The sequence below is a fragment of the Clostridium sp. KNHs214 genome (genome assembly GCF_000744935.1).
GTDB lineage: Bacteria > Bacillota > Clostridia > Clostridiales > Clostridiaceae > Haloimpatiens.
The window spans coordinates 297,069-317,414 of the sequence record NZ_JQMW01000009.1 but is presented as its reverse complement, the minus strand read 5'-3'; the positions used below and the strand labels follow the sequence as shown (position 1 = coordinate 317,414).

The window sequence follows — 20,346 nt, the reverse complement described above, 5'->3', positions numbered from 1 at the left end:
TTATTTTATTTAATTGTTCTATTAGAGAAGATTATATAACTTGATAAAATATTATATAATCTTCTACACTCTGTACATAGCTGACAATATATCAATTTAAATTTAATTTAAAACTTAAACTTTTACTATTCATCTGTATATTACAAATTCTAATTATAGATACTTTGCAGATAATTCCTTTGCAAACTTAATTCCTTCTTCATTTAATTTCTTCATAGGTTGTCTACAGTATCCTGCATCCACACCCTTATCCTTTAATATTTCCTTAATAGTTTGATATAAGCCATTGCTTAATATTCCTTCAATTAAATCGTTAGTAACGTGTTGTACCTGGTAAGCTTTTTCTATTTCACCTTTTCTGCCTAATTCAAAGATTTCTTTTGCCCTTTTACCGTTTACATTAAATGTACTTCCTATAGCTCCATCTACACCTGAAACTACTGCTGGTAAAAGCATTTCATCAAATCCAGAGAATATTAATTTATTTGGGAAAGCTTTTCTTAATCTTTCTAATAAATAGAAGTCTGCTGCTGTAAATTTAACTCCAATTACTTTTTCGTTTTTAAATAACTCTGCAAATTGATTTAGTGTTATATTAACTCCTGTTAAAAATGGTATTGAATATATTATCATATTGTTTCCAGTTTCGCTTATGATTGTATCATAATAATTTTTTATTTCGCTAAAATCAAATTTGTAATAAAAAGGAGTTACTGCTGATAGTGAATCATATCCTAAAGCTGTAGCAAATTTTCCAAGTTCAACTGCTTCCTTTAAGTTTATAGATCCTACTTGTGCAATTAATTTAACTTTATCCTTAGCCTCATCCTTAACAATTTTGAATATTCTTTTCTTTTCTTCAGTAGAAAGCATAAAGTTTTCTCCTGTACTTCCTCCAACGTAAAGACCATCTATTCCACATACATCAATATTGTGACGAACTAGCTGTCTAAGCCCTTCTTCTTTAATGTTTCCGTTTTCATCATATGGTACTAATAGTGCTGAAAAAATTCCTTTCATCTCAAGTCCTCCTCTAAATTTAGTTTAAATTTATTGTATAATGCGCTTTTGTGTGTTTTGTTCTCGTGAACATTTATTGTTAAAAAAATTTATTACTCTTTTATAAATAAATTTTTGCCTATATACTAAATTTTCTAAAGCATATAGGTTTTGTTATCCTTTACATAAAGCCTTTGAAAATTCTTAATATTTTTATTTTCTAATAACATTATATATGTTCTCGTGAACATTTTCAAGTATAAAAATTAATTTTTTTAAATTTTTTTATATACTTTTATTTTATAAAAATCCTATACTTTTATAGCTACCTTCCACAACACCCTTCATTCTTATAAATATGGGCTAAATCATAAATTTATTAAATTAAGTTTTTAGTCTTCTCTATAATGCGCTCCTAAACTTTCATTTCTATCTATCATGGCCTTTAGCGCCACTATTGCAGTATTAATATAATTATGAGCTATAAATGCTTTTTTACAATACTTATTTTGTGACACATATGTGTACAAGTTAAATTTATCCTTTATATTATTAATAGTTTTCACTGCATCTTCTAGCGACTTCCTATTCCTTATTATGCTAGCATTTCTATACATAATCTCCCTTATTTCATTTATAGCCCAATCTAGCTCTATAGTAGATTCTTGCTTATCACTAAAATGGAATACTTCATTAATATCCTTATAGACTTTTTCATCAACAGCTTTTTCCTCTATATATTTTATAGCCTCTTTTCCTGCTATTTTGCCAAATACCATAGCATTAACTGTAGACAATCCTCCAATTCTATCTACACCGTGTACCCCTCCAGTTACCTCACCCGCAGCATATATGCCTTTTATAGCTGTTTGGGCCTTTTCATTTATTTCTATACCACCGCTACATAGGCAAAAGGAAGTATTATTATCTTAAATTCCTCCTTTTCAGTTTATTTTATATTCTTAAAAAAGGGTTTCTCTAACTATTATTTTACTTTCCATAATATGAGAAGCTTCTTTAAAATTAGCATCTTTATATAGTTTTTCAAACATAAACTTGCCTGCTAAATACCCCTCTTCATAGGGCTGCTCCACCACTGTAGCCAGTATCTTCTTTTCTAATATTAAACTTTTCATATCATCTGACATACCATTACCTACAATTTTCATTGGGATATTGTATCTATAACTTATATATTTCACTATATCCGTTAAAAATCTAGTAGCATATATTGATTTTACTTCTTTTTTCATATGTTTTTCCAATATATTATCTAAATCATTCATTAAGTGCTCCGAATACACAGGTCCTATCATAGGATTATTTTTTTCTTCTGACATTCTACTTAAAAAGCCATCCATGTATAGCTTAGAGGAAATTCTATCATCTACCGTATCTAAAACCAAAACCTTAGACTTCTCTTCTAGGGTATTTATAAGTATTTCCGCTGCAATTCTACCGGATTTAAAATAATTAGTACCTACGTGAAATATAGATTGATCTATATTAATATCCAATGTTGTAAAAATTATGTTAGGATTTTGATTTCTTACTTCTTTCACCTTATCTTTTAACAAAGGAGTTATTATTATCCCCTGTACATCTTCCTTTACTGCAATTTTTAACTGTTCTAACTGTTTTTCTGGAGTTTCAATATCTGTTTTTATTATATTTATATTAAACCCATAAAATCTAAATTCCTTTTCAGCACTCTTAAGCCCTCTCTCTATTTCCTCTGTATAGTATTTATTCTTTGATTTTATTATAAAAGCATAGACATTCTTTTTCTTCTTACTGGCTAAAGAGCTACTTATTGGATTCTTTTTATAACCCAACTCCTTAGCAAGTTCTATAATCTTTTCTTTAGTTTCAGGCTTTATATTTTCACTTCCATTTAAAGCCCTAGCCACAGTAGTTCTTGAAACATTTAAAATTTTGGCTATATCTTCTTGTTTTATCATATTAGCTACCACCATTGTATTATTTTAAAAATTCTCTAATTTTAAGCAAATTATAGCATGTTAAAAACTTAAGTGTCAAACAAACTAACAACGTAACTCTTATTTCCGTAATTATCTAATGTTTATATTTAATCATACAATCCTAGTATATCATTAGATAAACTTCCACATGAATTAACATTATATACTATTTATAACATAAATTTTTTAACACTATTTTATAAATTAGCATATTATATATAGGAAGGTTTAAATTGCTTAAAATAAATTTTCCCTTGCAGTTTAGAAGTCTTCTATAAAATATTATAGTATAAAGGAAGGATCATAATGGCTCAAAAGTATTATGAACAAACTTTAAATTCGGTAGTTCCATTATCTAGTGATAAAACAAAAATCCAAAAGTTAATAGTTCATGTTATAAAACAATCAGATAGCTCACTTGTTACTGACCTTGTACAAGCAGATTTCACAGCATCTGATAGCACTGGAACTCTTACACCTACTACTGATTGGACCTTAGATACTGCAGACAATACTAATGGAAACTACGGTATTGTATTTACTACAGGACAAGAATTAGATTACACTAATTATGTAGTATCGATAATAAACAAATCCGGAAATTTATCCGATAAATTATTTATAGATTTTGCTCAAACTTTTAATAGTAGTGGAGATGCAACTTTAAGTTATTCTGTCAACTCACCTGGCACCTATAAATTTGTACTAGACAGTGCTGATGGGACAACCTTAAACAAGGCCTCCGCAGATAGCTACACCTTCAACAATCCACCTAGTCCTACTAACAGTTCTATTTCAATGGATACTAGTGGTTTAGATAAGCCATATCTTGCACAAGTTATTTCCGCTGGAACCTTAAATGTATCATTATTATTAAATTTAAAAGATGCTGACAATAATGCTTTACAGGGTGCCTGCGAAGTTTCTGTATATGGTGATATGCAATAAATTAATGAGGGCTACCTTTTATAGGTAGTCCTTTTACACATTTCTCATAGGCACATTCAAATAAATAATAAGTTAGTATGCTAGTCATACTGCATCAGCAGAACTCAACTATACTCCTACTAGCGACGGAACCTGTTTCCAGTTCTGACACAAAATATACTAGCATCTTTGAATTGTTATTTCTTTTCATGTACCTTAACAATATTTATATTTGGAGATGATAAAATGTTTTCAACTAAAATATTAATACAAGAAATTAACCTAGATTCAATATCCTTCATATTAGATCCAGAAATAGATCCTATTACAAATAATGATTTGAAGGTTTTCCTTAATGATAATGAATTCTACGAATATGATTTAATTGCTATAGATACCTCTTCTAATAAATTATACAAAATAATCCCTCATACTAATTTTCTCCTACAAGATATCTTAGACTTTAAAATTAATAAGGAGGATATCAACTCAAACTTTGTAAAAATTATCTTTCTTACACAACTTGAAGATGGTTTCAAATTTATACCTTTTAAAATTTATCTTGCTGAAGAAGGTAAATATATTTTTACTTTAAATAAATACAACTCCATAGATACTAATATCACTAGTTATCCTCTAATGGCTATAAAACCCCTAGACTTAGAAAAATGTGAAGCATGGACTGAATACCCTAATTATTCTTATGGAGAAATAATCCATGTATACTTCAAATTAATAAATGAGGATGGTAATCCTGTTCCTAAGGGATTTTATGAAGTAGAAATTGAATAATATTTCAAAAATAAGGTACATGAAAATAAATAACAAGTCAAAGATGCTGGTATATTTTGTATCAGATAAGGAAGTAGAACCCACCGCTAGTAGGACTATCGGTGGGTTCTACTGACGCAGTATGACGCAAAATAGACTAGCATACTGACTTATTATTTATTTGAATGTGCCTAAGAAGCTGAAATAAAAAAATTTAAATATAGATCCTTTTATAATTTTCTCTTAGGGTTCAATATTTACTTCAATTGGGTCGCCTATATTTAAGCCACCAGTATTTAACATTAACTTAACACTTATAATATTAGGTCCTATATTTTCTATCCTTGTAATAGCTTTTCCTATGCCATTAACTACTTCAACTATTTGAATAGGCTTTATTATTTGATTAATTTCTATATCATTAAAATATTTTGATTTTATTATAACTTTATTACTTCCTGGCTCCAGTAACCCCTGATATATGGGCAATTTTTCATCATTTAATATAACATTATATACATATATTTTACCTAAATCTTCATCTACACTATATTGATAACTTTGTAAGACTTTATCTTCTGTATTTATAATTCTAATTTCTGTTATATTACTGCTCCACATTATATTAGATTTAAAACTCATACAAATAACATGTTCCATGTCATTGTTTTCAGTATCTGGAATAACTTCAGGAATATCTTTTATCTGCCATTGTCCATTAATATATATAGCAATCTCTATAAGTTCTCCTTCTTCATTTTGCCAAAACTCTGCACAAGCCCCCTGTCCAAAAGCATTTAAAGTTATAGAACTTAAATCCAATAAATTTTTCATCTTTTTTTCTAACTCTGCTTCTTCTAAATTTGGTTTAAACTCTACATCATTCACAACTATACCTAAACTATTTCTATAAGGAACTAGTGTTAATACACTATTGTTAATTTCCGTAATATTAGAAAAGTTATTTGATAACATCTGTAAATTTACGTAATGACGGTTACTGCATCCATTCACTTTAATGCATTTATACGATTCATTAAAGTGATTGTAATACAAAATATTATTCTCTGCAAAAGTATCTAAAATATATGGTTCTCCATTATCTCTATTACCAATACTCTGTTTTTTTATTTCTAATGAGCATCCTTTAAAATAAACCTCTTTCACTTTTGAATAACATGAATTATTCCCTATATAAAATAATATAGTGTTCGTGGAACCTTCTGAAAGATTAGAAAAATCCATGTTTACATTGGGAATAGATAAATTTTCACAATAAAATTTTGTATATATGCTTTTCCCATTAACTTTAGCAAAGCATCTTGAAGAAATATTTTCATCTACACTATTCCATTTACTTATTTTATTAGTAGGCACTATGACACCATTTTTTATTTTCACACAAGAATCTAATACATTTATATTATTTAATAAAAATACTTTACCATTCAAATCTATATTTAAATTTTTATTCTCTATATATAAATTAAAATTATCTACGCTTATATTTTCCATAAGAACTATTTCACCTAAATAATTTTGAGTAAAAGCATAATTCAATGCACTATAATAATTTTGTATATATAGACAACTATCTTCATAATCTATACTCATATATAAATACTTACCTTTAATTGGTACACATTTATATATAAAATTTTGTTCCTCTGACAATATAATGGTCATAACTGCTTCCTGCATATATATGCTATCCGCATTTGGTTGTAAAGCAGTATATTTTATGGTCTGCTCTTCTATATTCAAATTAAAAACATTACTTTCTGGAACAACCTTCTGCAAATCACTTATATAAATCTCTATATTTTCGTTACTACATATTTCTAACAATTTATTTACTGTTATATCAAAATCTATCTCTTTTATAAAGTACAACAATATCTTATTTATGCACTCTATAAAAGACCTCAAGTATCTCAACTCTTTATTATTATAATTTAATTCTATCCTTCCAGTATTTTTTATTATAAATATTTGTTTAATAGCATTTCTTACTGTATGCAACGTTCCATCTATTACAACATATCCTTCTGTTTCAAATGATTTTATTACTGTATTTTCAAAAAAATATAATTGTACTCTTATTTTTTCTTCTATAAACAATCTATTTATATATAAACATTTAACAATTAAACTCATTGTACTTTTCACTATAATATGAGCATTTAATAAATTTCCCTTTAAAATTATATCATTAAAATTTGATATTAAATTTATTACTAAATTCTTAGGTACGACCTTTTCATCACCAATTATACAATTACAATTCAATATATTTAATTTAGTATTTAAAAAATCCCCCAATAATCTTAATTCTTTATTATCTTCTTTAATATCAACCTCAATAAATTTATTCTTAAAGGATTTAGAGCAATAAACTGACGTGTTAGATAAAATTGCTACTCTACAGTTTTGAGCCTCACCTTGAAAACTTATACTAGTATTTCTACTTCTTTTATTTATAGGCATAACACAAATGCTTTTTAAATTTATATTATTAGTATTAAATTTAACATCCATATTTTGTTTATTCCAAATATATATTTTTTTCACATCACTTTTATCATCTATCTCTATAGAAGTTTGGCATTTAGAAATTATATTTATTCTATCTGCTTTAACATTTACTAAATATAAATTTCCTTGTATTAAACTTATATTTAGTATTCCATTTACTACAATATCCTTTAAAACTATTTTTTTTTGTACATTTACTTCATCTAATATGGTCAACCCCTTGTCTATAGTAATGACTTTATTATAGCCGTGAATTTTAAAATTACTTTCTGAATTTAATTTTATAATAGTGTTACATAAATTATCCTTAAGAATTTTATTCATTTTAATCACCTTATATATTTTATGATAATTACATAAAAAGTGTAATTATTTATATAAATAAAATAGCTTTTAATAACTACTACATTTTGGAATAAAAGTAACTTCTATGGAAATAGAATGCTTTTATTAGAATTCTATTTCCATAGAAGTTAAAATTTATTTACTCCTCTTGAAAATCCTCTATGTCTCCCTCTATATCTAAATACACATTTTTAAGCTCTTCAAGTTGTTCTTTACTTGCCTCCCAATATCCTCTTTTATTATACTCAAGCATCCACTCTACTATGGTCATATATGCAAATGAGTTGTTTCCCTTCAATCTCTCCCTTAGCTTCTCATCTTCAATATATTTTTTACACAAATCATTATATATCCACTGTTCTACACTGTTAGTAGTAGCGGCTAGCCCCAATATATTTTCAAATCTCTCAGCTATCTTTTGAACTCCGTGGTATTTATGTTCTAACATTCCATCAATCCATTTTGGATTTAAAACTCTAGTCCTTATACCTCTATTTATAGACTTATCCACAGTTTCAGTTTCTAATCTTTCTCCTGTAGTATCACTTATATACATAACAGGCTTTTTTCCTTTAACCATTTCAACAGATTTAGAAAGTCCACCAAAAAATTCATAATAGTGATCTAAATCGGTTACTTCATATTCATGATTACTTCTTACTTGTGATACCACATCTACAGTTTTTAAGTTGTTATTATATAATGCATCTATTTCCTTTCCTCTAAAATTATTGCTATATACATATTTTAAACTTTCTATAAAATTTTTACCTATATCCTCTTCTTCTTCCCAAGCCTTTGTTTCTAATAACTTAGTAACTCCTGTGCCATACTCCGCTTCTTTAGGTCCAAATATTCTAGATATACAAAATTGATGTTTTACTAGGATAACTGTGACCATAAAATATTAAAGCAACAGTAGGTCTTTCTTCATTAAAACCATATTTTTGTACATACTCTTTATAGTTATTAAAAAATTCCATAGTTTCCGGATGACATATGCTTATATCTTCTCTTTTCACTGGTTCTAATGGCTTAGGTATTTCTTTATACTTTCCATAATCTCTTAATATTAAGTATAATAAATTCTTCATATCCTGAAATTGAGCATTATTCCAATATTTCCCTATATGAATATAATTCTTCATATGATTTAGTTTTCCAACGGGCAGGATTTTTCCCATTTTCTCTGCCATGTTTATCATTTTATCCATGGCCTTTACATCAGTTTTTTTACTTTGTTCCTTATTTTTCTTCATGTTCATATCCTTTGAAGTTAAACTGCCCAGTTTTAAATATTCCCTACCTTGTCTGCCTATGATAACTACTTGTCCTTTTGAATTTTCTAGAGAATCATACGTTGTTTTAACAATTTTATCTGGTGCACCCATCAAATCTATTATAGACATATCCCCATTTTCTATATCTGTCATCATGCTTTTTAATTTCTCTTCTTTTATATCTCTTGATACATAATACAATTTTAATTCCAGTATATTGCCATAACTTTCATTAATATATTTGCAAGCCTCTATAAGTTCCCCAAAAACACTAGTAGAGACAGAAACCACTGTAACTTTCAAATTTAATTCCTCCAATATAATTTTATAACTACAAAATTTGAGATAATAACTACTTATTTAAATAAAAATCAGCTACAGATATAGAAATTCCTGTAGCTGCGCATTTTTTATGATCACATCATCCCAAAACTTAAAAATCTTATTCTAACCACAACAAAGTACATAATACTTCTCTATTATTTTGCTAAACTAAACACCCTTCTCGGATATATAACTGGCTTTTTAGTATTCTTATCTTCATTTATATCAGCTTCCACTCTAAACACCTGTTTAAGCATTTCATCATTTATGATGTTGCATGGAGTCCCTTTACAATACAGTTCTCCATTTTTAATAACAATAAGTTCGTGAGAATATTTAGCTGCTTCATTTATATCGTGAAGCACCATAATTATTGTTATTTTTTCTTCTTCATTTAAACCTTTAACAAGATCTAAAATTTCTAATTGATGGCTTATATCTAAATAAGTAGTAGGTTCATCTAAAAGAAGAACCTTAGGTTTTTGAGCTATTGACATAGCTATCCATGCCCTTTGGCTTTCTCCTCCTGACAATGTAGCTACTTTTCTATCTTTCATATTATTGAGTCCTGTTCTTCTTATAGCCCACTCTATTATTCTTTCATCTTCATCTGTAAATCCTGAAAAAAACTTTTTATGAGCATGCCTCCCATATGACACCAAATCTCTTATGCAAATATCCTCGGGACATCCATTATTCTGAGATAAAATAGCCATATTTTTTGCTAAAGTCTTAGCTTTTAACTTATATATATCCTGTCCATTTAATAAAACCCTTCCTGCCTTTGGCTTTAAATTTCTACTCATAACCCTAAGCAGTGTGGTTTTTCCACATCCATTTGGACCTATTATGGATACTATTTTCCCCTTTTCTATATTTAAATTTATTTCTTTTAATACTTCCTTTTCGCCATAATTAACCTTTATGTTTTCTACAGTTAAAATGCCCATTTTATCACCCTACAATAATATTTTAATTTTCTATGCCTGCCTCCTTAGTAAATATAAAAAGAATGGTGCTCCTAAAAGTGCCATTATTATACCCACTGGTATTTCAACTGGTGCAAAAATAGTTCTTCCAAAAGTGTCACAGAACACAACTATAGCTGCTCCCAAAAAGGCTGAGCCTGGAAGCAAATATTTGTAATCACTTCCTATTATAAGCCTAGTTGTATGAGGTATTATAAGACCCACAAAACCTAAAAGTCCAACTACAGATACTGCGCTAGCTGCCAGCATAGCTGCTATGGCTGTTATTTCTAGCCTAACTAATTCTACGTTGAGTCCCAATCCTCTTGCAGTATCATCACCCAATACCAATATATTGAGTCTTTCAGACATAATAATAGCAAGTATTAAGCCTACTGCAGTATAGGGTAAAATGGTATATACTTGTGGCCAACTTCTTGCAGATAATCCCCCATTCATAAACATAATAGCTCCATGAACTCTGTCACTAAAAAACACCATAAGTGCAGATATGCCTGCACCTAATATAGCTGAAACTGCTACTCCGGCTAATACAACTCTCATAGGTTGTATTCCGCCTTTCCAAGCAAGTATATATATCATTATAGCTGCACCCATAGCTCCTATAAATGCAACTGGAGGTACTAAGTATTGATATTGAGGAAAAATTATTAATACAAGCATACCTGCAAGACCAGCTCCTGAAGATATGCCTATTATTCCAGGGTCTGCTAAGGGATTCCTCATCACCCCCTGCAGCATTGCCCCAGAGAGGGCCAAGTTAATTCCAACCAGTGCTCCTACAATAGTTCTTGGAATTCTAACATTCCATATAACAAGACCCTCTGGAGTTAAATTATTAGGATGTTTTAATATGTTAAGTATATCTTTTATAGATATTTCCATGCTACCATACACATTACTTATAAAAAATGCACTTACAGCTAATACAATAAATACTATTATCACAGCTATTTTATAAAAATTTCTACTGCTCTTTTTATATTTTTTTATATTACTTGTCATTTAACTCACCGTATATTTCTGGATATACGCCTTTAGCCATAAATTCTATTGCATCTACAAATTTATCCCCCGCGTTATATAAGAAGTATTTTTGCGGTAAATATACTATTTTATTATTTTTAACAGCTTTTAAATTTTTCCATACGGGATCTTTTCCAAGTTGTTTTTCTATTACTTCTTTTGCAGTTTTATCAGATTTCACCATACTGGTTACTAATATAACCTCTGGATCTTCCTTTACTATTTCTTCTATACTAAATGGAATAGATTCTTCTCCCATTTCTTCTCCTTTTTTTCCTGAAGCTATATTGTTCAATTTTAATATTTTTGCCACATTACCTGCTATACTATTTTCAAGTTTTACTGATACATCTTTAGATGTTGCGTATAGAATAACTGCCTTCTTAGGTTTTTCTGGGAGTTTATCCTCTATAGCTTTTTTATCTTTATCCATTTTACCTATAATTTCTTCAGCTTTATTTTCATTTCCAACTATCCTTCCTACAACTTTTAAATTTTCTATTACATCATCGTAGGTTTTCATATTTAAAGCTAAAACTGGTATATTACTTTGTTTTAAAGCTGGTATTAATTTATTTTGAAGCCCAAATTGAGCAATCACTAAATCAGGTTTAAGAGATATTAATTTTTCCACATCTGGATTATAAACCTTTCCTATTTTGGGGAGATTTTCTACACCCTTTGGTATTATACTTCCTCCAGATAAATCAGCAGTACAAATAGTTTCTCCGCCTACCGAATATAAAAGCCCTAAAAATGTACCTGATATTGCTGCTATTTTCTTAGGTTTTTCTTTTAATGTAACTTCATTTCCCATCATATCCTTTATAGTAACTGGATAACCTTTCCCCTCTGACATGGTTAATTTGCCCATAGATTTTGAGCCTTTTCCTTTCATTTCGCCTTTCATTTCTTGGGACATACCCGACTTATTTTTAGTATCCATTTTTCCTTTTGCTTTTGTCCCACATCCAGTCAATGCCATAGATATGACCATAACTAATGCCAATATTTGTCTCCCTTTCATTTCTAATCTCCCCTTTTTTATTTTTTCTTATCATAAATCCTCTACCCTTATAATCAAATTATTGCATCTTGATATAATTAAAACAAAAACAAGCCTCTTTAAGGAGGCTCGTTTCATAGATGTGTTAATATAAGCATAAAAAACGCCTTCATGGAAGGCGTAAAAAACAACATTATTCACAATTAACACAGTGAACTCTACGCAATCTCTCCCTCCGAAAGATTAAAACATAACTTCATAAGGCAGGTCTCCTGACTTAGAATCATCTTACTCCCTTCTCTTCCCAAAGCATCTGCTTCAGTGATTTACAAGGTTTCATCCTCTTTACAGTAGCGGGGGCTGTAGTGGACTTTCACCACTTTCCCTTTTCATTTCTTTTAAAGAAACACCTTAAAAGTATTTATTCAATTTTGTTTTAAACTTCTTTTAAAAATACCATTTACTAATTTATACATATGTTGATAATATTAAGCTAATATCCATTTATTATTTAACATTACAACGCCATTATACTATTATTAAAATACTTTTGCAAGCAATGTTTTATTTTTGAAAATTAATGAATTAACTACTACATAAAAATTCCCCAATCTAAAACCGATTGGGAAATTTTTATCTAATATTTTAGTAGTTTTCGCAAAGCACTTCAAAATAAGCTTTTGGATGAACGCATGCAGGACATACTTCTGGAGCTTCTTCTCCTTCAAATATGTATCCACAGTTATTACATTTCCAAAGTTGTACCTTATCTTTCTTGAATACTCTGTCTTTCTCTATATTTTCCACTAATTTATTATATCTAGCTTCATGGTGCTTTTCCACTTCAGCAATTCTTTCAAAAGCTACTGCTATTTCTTCAAATCCTTCTTCCCTTGCTACTTTAGCAAATTCAGGATATAATTCTGACCACTCTTCATTTTCTCCAGCAGCGGCTGCCTTCAAATTAGATTTAGTATCTCCATATAAAGCCACAGGGTAAGCCGCGTTAATTTCAATACCTTCTCCTTGCAAGTCATTAAGTAAGAATTTATAAAATCTCTTTGCATGTTCTTTTTCATTTTCTGCAGTTTCTAAAAATATATTAGCTATTTGAACATATCCTTGTTTTTTAGCTGTACTTGAATAATAAGTATATCTGTTTCTAGCTTGTGATTCTCCTGCAAATGCCTTAAGTAAATTTTCAGCTGTTTTAGTTCCCTTTAATGATTTCATATAGTTAAACCCTCCTATAAATTATTTTAGCTGCTTGAGAAATTCCTCAAGCATTAATTAATATATTTTTTAAATTTTACAATTATCTGTTTAATTTTTATTTAATAATAAGCATACTATCTAATATATCTATTATAACATAAAAATTATTATTTACTATTTATATTTGATAAACTATAGCAGTAGTTACAACTGCCTCGTCTTCACCATTATTATGGACATCTACATAAAGTTTTGGACTTTGTTCATGTTCTTCCACATCTAAATTACAATTTATAATGAGTATATCCCCTTCATTCAGTTTAACTTCATCATGAAAAGTTCTAATTAAAATTTGTCCTTTTACACAATATAATGCATAGCTTACTTTAGAAAAGTTGTTATTTTTAATCTCCTGCCTATGCATATAAATCTCTCTAGACATATCCTTTTCAATATTAATACTGCTAATTTCCCCACTGCAGTCTTCTTTTAACATAAGATTGAAATCCCTTACCTTACCAAAACTTTTAGTTTCCCACTGACCACTAAAATTATAAGGTTCAAAAGGTTTTAGTTCCTTTTCTCCATAACCTTTATGCTGAAGTTTAATATCACCTTCTAAGGTCATTATCCATCTATTTACCCCTTGTAGATATGTAAAGTTCGATTCTTCCTGCTCTACTGTAGCAGAACTTAATCTCCATTTAAAATTTCTATCAGCATAGGAAGCATCTTTTGGATATATAAAAAGTTCTGTAGTAGTACCTCCTGACCAAGTAGAAGTCTTTTGGTGCTTCTTCTTTATCAATTGCAGCTTATAATCCATAAATCCACCGTTACTTATTTAAGGTAGCGTTTTAGTAAATATATTGTAACGGCTTTTCCCCCCTTCGATTTTATTATATTAAGTATAAATTTATATATGCAGTTAGCAATTTTTACTGTATAGTTTTATATTACCACTGCAACTATATATTTAATTTTACCATTTCATAGCTATATATGTAATAATTATTTTATAAAAATGCACAAAATATAGCTATACCATTGTAAAATATGCTATTATAAAAAATATATACAAGAATTGGAGGAGATAATATATGAGTACACACATTGGTGCAAAAGAAGGACAAATAGCTGAAACTATACTACTGCCAGGCGATCCACTGAGAGCTAAATATATTGCAGATAACTATTTAGAAGACGTTATTTGCTACAATGAAGTTCGTGGAATGTATGGATATACTGGTACATATAAAGGCAAAAGAATATCTGTACAAGGGACAGGTATGGGCGTTCCTTCCATATCTATATATGTGAATGAACTTATACAAAGTTACGGAGTTAAAAAATTAATAAGAGTAGGAACTTGCGGTGCAATACAAGAAAATATTAAAGTTAGAGATGTTATACTTGCTATGACTTCCTGCACAACTTCTGGCATAAATAGAAGACGTTTTAATGGAATGGATTTTGCACCTGCTGCTAGTTTTAAGCTACTAAAAAAGGCTTATGATGTAGCTGAAGAAAAAGGTATACCAGTTACTGTGGGAAACGTATTAACTAGCGATTTATTTTACGATGATATTCCAAATTCTTTTAAAATGTGGGCTGACTACGGGGTATTAGCTATAGAAATGGAAAGTACAGCACTTTACACTCTTGGAGCTAAATATGGAGTAGATACTCTTTCTATATTAACTGTAAGCGATAACATAATTACTGGTAAAGAAACTAATTCAGACGAACGCCAAAAAACATTCACAAAAATGATGGAAATAGCTTTAGAATTAGCTGAGTAATTATATAATGAAGGCTGTGAAAAGCATTAATACTTTTCACAGCCTTCATATCTATTGTACGCCATAGCTATTTACTGTAATATTTCCTCATTTATATAATTTGGAGAAAATAACTAGATTATGCCTCTAAACAATTATTTTTGTAAATTTCTAAGCTTGTACATTAGTTTCCTTAGATTTTTTATTTGCTGCTAATAAGAATATGGCAAGTGATGCCACTGCTACAGCTATTCCTATTGGATAAGCAATGCTTGTAGCCATCTTAAATCCTTCTGGTGCAACTAATATATATGTTATAGACACTGCTGTCATAAATGTTGCAGGTACTGTTGCTATCCAGTGGAATTTATTTTTCATTACAAGATACATTGCAGATGCCCAAAGTACAATCATTGCTAAAGTTTGATTAGACCATGCAAAATATCTCCATATTATATCAAAATTTATTTTTGTTAATATAAATCCTATGATGAATAACGGTAAACTTATAACCAATCTATTTTTTATAGGGCCTTGTTTATATCCAACTACATCAGCTATTGTCAATCTAGCACTTCTGAAAGCTGTATCCCCAGATGTAACTGGGCAAGCAACAACTCCTAATATTGCAAGAACACCACCTACTTTTCCAAGTAAAGTATTAGATATTACATTAACTACATAAGGTGCTCCACCATTTTCCGCCATAGCCTTTCCTAATTGAGCTGTACCTCCAAAGAAAGCCATAGCTGCTGCAGCCCATATTAAAGCTACAATTCCCTCTGCTATCATAGCACCATAAAATATTTGTCTTCCTTGCCTTTCACTAGTTATACATCTAGCCATAAGTGGTGATTGAGTGGAGTGGAATCCTGAAATAGCTCCACAAGCTATAGTTATAAACATTAGTGGCCAAATAGGAAGTCCCTTTGGATGCATGTTAGTAAGAGCAATTTCTGGAATATGATATCCTTTAAATATTATACCTGCACTAACTCCAATGGCCATTATTAAAAGTACTATACCGAATATAGGGTATATTTTTCCTATAACCTTATCTATAGGAACTAATGTAGCAATTATATAATATGCAAAAATAACATATACCCAAAAAGTTTTATCAAGAGCCTTTGGTGTTAATCCTGCAAGTAGTCCTGCTGGCCCTGTTATAAATACCACACCTACAAGTACAAGCACTATTACTGAGAATACTCTCATAAAGTTTTTAAAACCGCCACCTAAATAATGACCTACTACTTCTGGTATACTTGCACCGTCATGTCTCACTGATAACATTCCTGAAAAATAATCATGAACTCCACCCGCAAAAATTGATCCAAGCACTATCCATAAAAATGCTGATGGTCCCCATAATGCACCAGAAATAGCACCAAATATAGGTCCAAGTCCTGCTATATTAAGAAATTGTATAAGAAAAATCTTCCATGAAGGCATTGGAACGAAGTCCACACCATCTTCTAGTCTTACAGCTGGAGTTTGTATGTTTTCGTCAGCTCCAAAAGCCTTTTCAACTACTTTACTATAAATAAAATATCCTACTACTAAAGCTATAATTGATAAGAAGAATGAAACCATAATTAGTCCTCCTTTTAATATTTTTAAAAATTAACTAAATAATTTTTTAATATCGTTTACAACTTAAGTATACAAAATTATCAGAATTTGTTTAAACTTTTCGCATGAAATGTAAAAAAAAGCACATAAAGTGCATTTATATGCCCATAATGTGCTTAAAACTACTTATGTTATTCCTACTAACTGGTATCTCCTTGGTTGACCCTTCTAATTTAAGCATGTATGTATTATTAAACCAGGGATTTATCTCTACCACTTTATCAATATTTATAAGAAACGATCTATGCGTTCTAAAAAACATATTTTCTGGAAGCTTCTCTGCCACATGTGAAATACTTTGATTCATAATATACTCATTACCCATGGTATAAACAAAAGTTTCTCTTTCCTTAGCTTCACAATAACATATATCCTTGACATTTATAACTACCATTTTATTTTCTTTCCAAAGAGTTATTTTATTATTTATATATGGCAAATTTTGATTCAAAGAACTTTTCTCTAAACGCCTTAATGTATTTATTATTCTTTCCTTAGAATAAGGCTTTAATATATAGTCAAAAGCTTGTATTTCAAAAGCTTCCACCGCATGCTGTTCATATGCTGTTATAAATACAATATAAACTTTTTTATCAAAGCGTCTAAGTAATCTTCCTATTTCGATTCCAGAAATTTTAGGCATATTTATATCCAAAAATATAATATCTGGTATGTTCTTTTCTATAAACATTAAAGCCTCTTTACCATTATCAAATTCGCCTAATATATTTATTTTACTGTAATTATCTATAAAATACTTTAACTCTTCACGTGCTGGATATTCATCGTCAACTATTACACAGTTCATATAATCACCTCTTATATCTAACTATAAAACTAGTACTAGTTCCTCTAGTTTTTCTCTCAATTTTAAGTCCTTGACCATAAAGTATTTTTAATCTGTTATTAACATTACATATGCCTATTTTATTTTCACTGCACCTTCCCTTATATACTCTGTTAATTATTTCTTCTGGAATTCCAATTCCGTCATCCTCAATACAGATTGCAGCTTCTGTATTTTCTATTTTTTTTATATAAATTTTAACATTACCTGGTTTTCCTGTGGGTAGTATTCCATGCTTTATGGAGTTCTCTACTATAGGTTGTATTATTAAACTAGGAATTTTAATATTTATATTATCATCTACATTATATATAACATTCAATTTATCGCCAAATCTAGCTTTTTCTATTTCTACATATGCCTTTACTTGTTCCAATTCTTTATATATATCAACCAATTCATCCCCTACTTCTAAATTATACCTTAAATAAGTAGAAAGGCTTATAATAAGTTCTCTTGCTCTATCCGGATTGATTCTCACAAAAGATGATATAGTATTTAATGCATTAAATAAAAAGTGAGGATTAATTTGGGCCTGCAGAGCCTTTATTTCTGCTTTATTGGCCATTTCCTTAAGTTTTCCAACCTTACTTATCTCAATTTGAGTGGAAATAATTTGAGACAATCCTTCAGCCAAATTTATATTTCTATAGGATACACTATTTTCTTTAGCATAATATATTTTCAAAGTTCCTATTATTTTTTCTCCTTCTTTTAAAGGAACTATAACTGCAGATTTTAATGGGCAATTCTTTTTCTGACAATTTATTTCATGAGCTTTATTTAAAACCATCATTTTGCCTTCATCAATGACTTTTTTAGTGGCTTCTGTAAGTACACAAGAACCTTTAACATGATGATCTGAACCCATGCCTACATGAGATAAAATACATTTTTTATCCGTTATAGCTACTGCATCTGCACCAGTAGAATTCTTAATTATCTCGCATATTTTATCATAAGATTTCTCTGCTGTATTCCTAAAATAAGGAAGAGTTTTACTGGCTATTTCTAAAGCTAATTTTGATTGACTGGCTGCTATTTTTTCCTTTTCATTATATATGTTTTGTATTAGAAGTATTACCATAGAAACTCCCGCTGCATTAGCAAAAAGCATAGGTATGTATATACTTTTAACTATAGAAAATGCTTTTTCAAAAGGTCTTGATATAAGCAAAATAAGCATCATTTCAAGGCTTTCCATAGCTATAGCTCCTAAAAATCCATAAATCCAATTTTTTTCGTATTTTTCATTATTACACCTTTTATATATTATTCCTGCCATCACTCCGGATATTACTGTAGCTATGGAACAAGGTACTGCCGTTATGCCCACTGGATATACAATAAGCCTATGAAATGCAGCAATTATTCCTCCTACTATTCCCACCACAGGTCCGCACATTATTCCACCAGTCATAACTCCTATAATCCTAGTGTTAGCTATTGCACCATTTATTTCTTTACCCACATAGGTTCCTAAAATTCCAAATCCACCAAAAATCAAAGATAAAATTAACATATCTGTTCTTGTAAAGGTATCCTTTTGCATTATTTTTTTAAAACTTTTTAGTTTTGAAACTATAAATGCAATTACTATTATGTAGCCCAAATTATTTAATAAATTTTTAAGTAATTCTATCATTTTAATCATTCCTTGTGTAAATTTATTTTTACATACTTAATTATAATTTATTGTAGTAGTTTTTAAAAGTTTTATTAATAAGGTACCTGAGAAGAAATAACAAGTCAAAGATGCTTGTATATTTTGTGTCAGACAAGGAAGCAGGTTCCGCCTTTGGTAGTACTATCGGCGGGTTCTGCTGACGCAGTATGATGCAAAATAGACTAACATACTGACTTGTTATTTATTTGAATGTGCCTTATATGAAACTTTATTCGTAAATTTATTAAATTTATTTGTTTAAAGGATATATGTACATATGCGTAGAATATGTATATAATTAATTTAATGTATACTTTATGTATTTATTGATTGGAGGCTTATATGAAAAATTCTAATCCTAAAAAAAGTTTAAGGGAAAAAGTTTATGAATGCTTAAGAAATAGAATATTATCTGGTTTTTACAAACCTGGTGAAATAATATTAGAAACCTCTCTAGCAGAAGAACTTAATGTTAGTAGAACTCCTGTAAGAGAAGCTCTATCTATGCTTTGTCATGATAACCTATTAGATGCTCTACCTAAAAATGGCTACATGATAAAAATCATAACTCATGTAGACATATTAGAAATGTATTTTGTAAGAATACTTCTAGAAGGAGCTGCTGCAGAGCTAGCTGCTACTAAAATTACAAAAGAACAAATTAACAAACTAGAATCTCTTGTTAAATATCCTGATTATGAATGTATATGGGAGTATAACAAAAGATTTCATACAATAGTTGCTGAAGCCTCTGGCAATGGTAAGCTAATTCAACTAATTGATCATCTTTTAGATGAAGGTAGACGTATAGTTATGATTGATCCTTATATGCACTTACTTCAAGATGTGGCTGTGGAAGATCATATACAACTTATAGATGCCTTAAAAAATAGAGATGGAAAAACTGCTAGAAAAATAATGGAGACTCATTTAACCAATGCTAGAGACAGAATCCACAAAAGTGTGATTTAGTCACTGTATAAAATTAAGGAATTTATTACTAAAATATTTTCATATT

The 20,346-nt window shown here is 29.4% G+C and carries 18 protein-coding genes, 1 pseudogene and 1 riboswitch; of the genes and pseudogenes, 4 read left to right on the top strand and 15 right to left on the bottom strand.

Translation table 11 applies throughout. The features are described 5' to 3' along the window. Positions 1–153: 153 nt before the first annotated feature. The 4 genes and pseudogenes from CC89_RS04000 to CC89_RS03990 all read right to left on the bottom strand — a co-directional run bounded on the left by CC89_RS04000 (position 154) and on the right by CC89_RS03990 (position 2,960). Positions 154–1,020, bottom strand: coding sequence for an N-acetylneuraminate lyase (locus CC89_RS04000; protein ID WP_035289317.1), 867 nt, complete (start codon positions 1,018–1,020; stop codon positions 154–156). A 371-nt stretch (positions 1,021–1,391) separates the two neighbouring features. Next, positions 1,392–1,796, bottom strand: a complete 405-nt coding sequence (locus CC89_RS03995; protein ID WP_035289315.1) for a hypothetical protein — start codon at positions 1,794–1,796, stop codon at positions 1,392–1,394. A gap of 6 nt (positions 1,797–1,802) precedes the next feature. Further along, positions 1,803–1,892 (bottom strand): annotated as a pseudogene (locus CC89_RS21410) (FAD-binding protein); the annotation flags it as partial. A gap of 69 nt (positions 1,893–1,961) precedes the next feature. Further along, positions 1,962–2,960, bottom strand: coding sequence for a LacI family DNA-binding transcriptional regulator (locus CC89_RS03990; protein WP_035289313.1), 999 nt, complete (start codon positions 2,958–2,960; stop codon positions 1,962–1,964). 327 nt (positions 2,961–3,287) lie between these two features. On the opposite strand from CC89_RS03990, the gene CC89_RS03985 reads away from it, so the two are divergent. Both CC89_RS03985 and CC89_RS03980 read left to right on the top strand, forming a co-directional pair. Next, a complete protein-coding gene (locus tag CC89_RS03985; RefSeq protein ID WP_035289311.1) occupies positions 3,288–3,929 on the top strand; it encodes a hypothetical protein in 642 nt (213 codons plus the stop codon). A 225-nt stretch (positions 3,930–4,154) separates the two neighbouring features. Then, positions 4,155–4,700 carry a hypothetical protein gene (locus CC89_RS03980; RefSeq protein ID WP_035289309.1) on the top strand — a complete coding sequence of 182 codons (546 nt, stop codon included), beginning with the start codon at positions 4,155–4,157 and terminating at the stop codon, positions 4,698–4,700. Between the two features lie 222 nt (positions 4,701–4,922). Here the strand turns inward: CC89_RS03980 and CC89_RS03975 are convergent, their stop codons facing one another. The 8 genes from CC89_RS03975 to CC89_RS03940 all read right to left on the bottom strand — a co-directional run bounded on the left by CC89_RS03975 (position 4,923) and on the right by CC89_RS03940 (position 14,225). Then, a complete protein-coding gene (locus CC89_RS03975) occupies positions 4,923–7,538 on the bottom strand; it encodes a hemoblobin-interacting domain-containing protein (protein ID WP_035289306.1) in 2,616 nt (871 codons plus the stop codon). Positions 7,539–7,698: 160 nt separating this feature from the next. Continuing rightward, positions 7,699–8,460 carry a cobaltochelatase subunit CobN gene (locus CC89_RS03970; protein WP_035289303.1) on the bottom strand — a complete coding sequence of 254 codons (762 nt, stop codon included), beginning with the start codon at positions 8,458–8,460 and terminating at the stop codon, positions 7,699–7,701. Then, positions 8,417–9,142 (bottom strand): cobaltochelatase subunit CobN, encoded by a 726-nt coding sequence (locus CC89_RS03965; protein ID WP_035289299.1) that lies wholly within the window; start codon positions 9,140–9,142, stop codon positions 8,417–8,419. The genes CC89_RS03970 and CC89_RS03965 overlap by 44 nt, the downstream gene beginning before the upstream one ends. A 176-nt stretch (positions 9,143–9,318) precedes the next feature. Then, on the bottom strand, positions 9,319–10,113 hold the full coding sequence (locus CC89_RS03960; RefSeq protein WP_035289297.1) for an ABC transporter ATP-binding protein: 795 nt from the start codon (positions 10,111–10,113) through the stop codon (positions 9,319–9,321). 30 nt (positions 10,114–10,143) lie between these two features. Continuing rightward, the gene (locus CC89_RS03955; RefSeq protein ID WP_035289294.1) at positions 10,144–11,157 is read right to left on the bottom strand and encodes a FecCD family ABC transporter permease; all 1,014 of its coding nucleotides are present in this window, start codon (positions 11,155–11,157) and stop codon (positions 10,144–10,146) included. Further along, positions 11,147–12,205: an ABC transporter substrate-binding protein gene (locus CC89_RS03950; protein ID WP_051931472.1), complete on the bottom strand. Its 1,059-nt coding sequence runs from the start codon at positions 12,203–12,205 to the stop codon at positions 11,147–11,149. Before CC89_RS03950 ends, CC89_RS03955 begins: the two co-directional genes overlap by 11 nt. Before the next feature lie 224 nt (positions 12,206–12,429). After that, a riboswitch (cobalamin riboswitch) is annotated at positions 12,430–12,613 on the bottom strand. Positions 12,614–12,829: 216 nt separating this feature from the next. Continuing rightward, positions 12,830–13,417 carry a rubrerythrin gene (gene rbr / locus CC89_RS03945; protein ID WP_035289291.1) on the bottom strand — a complete coding sequence of 196 codons (588 nt, stop codon included), beginning with the start codon at positions 13,415–13,417 and terminating at the stop codon, positions 12,830–12,832. Positions 13,418–13,577: 160 nt separating this feature from the next. Beyond that, positions 13,578–14,225: a HutD family protein gene (locus CC89_RS03940; RefSeq protein WP_051931470.1), complete on the bottom strand. Its 648-nt coding sequence runs from the start codon at positions 14,223–14,225 to the stop codon at positions 13,578–13,580. 274 nt (positions 14,226–14,499) lie between these two features. Here CC89_RS03940 and deoD point away from each other — a divergent pair, with 274 nt between their 5' ends. Then, positions 14,500–15,201: a purine-nucleoside phosphorylase gene (gene deoD / locus CC89_RS03935; protein WP_035289288.1), complete on the top strand. Its 702-nt coding sequence runs from the start codon at positions 14,500–14,502 to the stop codon at positions 15,199–15,201. 150 nt (positions 15,202–15,351) lie between these two features. On the opposite strand, the gene CC89_RS03930 is transcribed toward deoD, so the two are convergent. From CC89_RS03930 to CC89_RS03920, 3 genes are all read right to left on the bottom strand, one after another. Beyond that, a complete protein-coding gene (locus tag CC89_RS03930; RefSeq protein ID WP_035289286.1) occupies positions 15,352–16,776 on the bottom strand; it encodes a carbon starvation CstA family protein in 1,425 nt (474 codons plus the stop codon). Between the two features lie 136 nt (positions 16,777–16,912). Further along, positions 16,913–17,623 (bottom strand): LytR/AlgR family response regulator transcription factor, encoded by a 711-nt coding sequence (locus CC89_RS03925; RefSeq protein WP_035289284.1) that lies wholly within the window; start codon positions 17,621–17,623, stop codon positions 16,913–16,915. A 4-nt stretch (positions 17,624–17,627) separates the two neighbouring features. Beyond that, entirely contained in the window at positions 17,628–19,307 is a 1,680-nt protein-coding gene (locus tag CC89_RS03920) for a sensor histidine kinase (protein ID WP_035289281.1), read from the bottom strand. Between the two features lie 363 nt (positions 19,308–19,670). Between CC89_RS03920 and CC89_RS03915 the strand changes: the two genes are divergently transcribed. Further along, positions 19,671–20,300: a GntR family transcriptional regulator gene (locus CC89_RS03915; protein WP_035289279.1), complete on the top strand. Its 630-nt coding sequence runs from the start codon at positions 19,671–19,673 to the stop codon at positions 20,298–20,300. The last annotated feature ends 46 nt before the right edge of the window (positions 20,301–20,346 follow it).

What these genes read in the sequence shown, in the direction of transcription:
- CC89_RS03975 (WP_035289306.1), bottom strand. Translation starts at nt 7,538, where the DNA reads ATGAATAAAATTCTTAAGGATAATTTATGTAACACTATTATAAAATTA.
- CC89_RS03960 (WP_035289297.1), bottom strand. Translation starts at nt 10,113, where the DNA reads ATGGGCATTTTAACTGTAGAAAACATAAAGGTTAATTATGGCGAAAAG.
- CC89_RS03985 (WP_035289311.1), top strand. Translation starts at nt 3,288, where the DNA reads ATGGCTCAAAAGTATTATGAACAAACTTTAAATTCGGTAGTTCCATTA.
- CC89_RS03920 (WP_035289281.1), bottom strand. Translation starts at nt 19,307, where the DNA reads ATGATAGAATTACTTAAAAATTTATTAAATAATTTGGGCTACATAATA.
- CC89_RS03980 (WP_035289309.1), top strand. Translation starts at nt 4,155, where the DNA reads ATGTTTTCAACTAAAATATTAATACAAGAAATTAACCTAGATTCAATA.
- rbr (WP_035289291.1), bottom strand. Translation starts at nt 13,417, where the DNA reads ATGAAATCATTAAAGGGAACTAAAACAGCTGAAAATTTACTTAAGGCA.
- CC89_RS03915 (WP_035289279.1), top strand. Translation starts at nt 19,671, where the DNA reads ATGAAAAATTCTAATCCTAAAAAAAGTTTAAGGGAAAAAGTTTATGAA.
- CC89_RS03990 (WP_035289313.1), bottom strand. Translation starts at nt 2,960, where the DNA reads ATGATAAAACAAGAAGATATAGCCAAAATTTTAAATGTTTCAAGAACT.
- CC89_RS03930 (WP_035289286.1), bottom strand. Translation starts at nt 16,776, where the DNA reads ATGGTTTCATTCTTCTTATCAATTATAGCTTTAGTAGTAGGATATTTT.
- CC89_RS03940 (WP_051931470.1), bottom strand. Translation starts at nt 14,225, where the DNA reads ATGGATTATAAGCTGCAATTGATAAAGAAGAAGCACCAAAAGACTTCT.
- CC89_RS03955 (WP_035289294.1), bottom strand. Translation starts at nt 11,157, where the DNA reads ATGACAAGTAATATAAAAAAATATAAAAAGAGCAGTAGAAATTTTTAT.
- CC89_RS03950 (WP_051931472.1), bottom strand. Translation starts at nt 12,205, where the DNA reads ATGAAAGGGAGACAAATATTGGCATTAGTTATGGTCATATCTATGGCA.
- deoD (WP_035289288.1), top strand. Translation starts at nt 14,500, where the DNA reads ATGAGTACACACATTGGTGCAAAAGAAGGACAAATAGCTGAAACTATA.
- CC89_RS04000 (WP_035289317.1), bottom strand. Translation starts at nt 1,020, where the DNA reads ATGAAAGGAATTTTTTCAGCACTATTAGTACCATATGATGAAAACGGA.
- CC89_RS03925 (WP_035289284.1), bottom strand. Translation starts at nt 17,623, where the DNA reads ATGAACTGTGTAATAGTTGACGATGAATATCCAGCACGTGAAGAGTTA.
- CC89_RS03970 (WP_035289303.1), bottom strand. Translation starts at nt 8,460, where the DNA reads ATGGTCACAGTTATCCTAGTAAAACATCAATTTTGTATATCTAGAATA.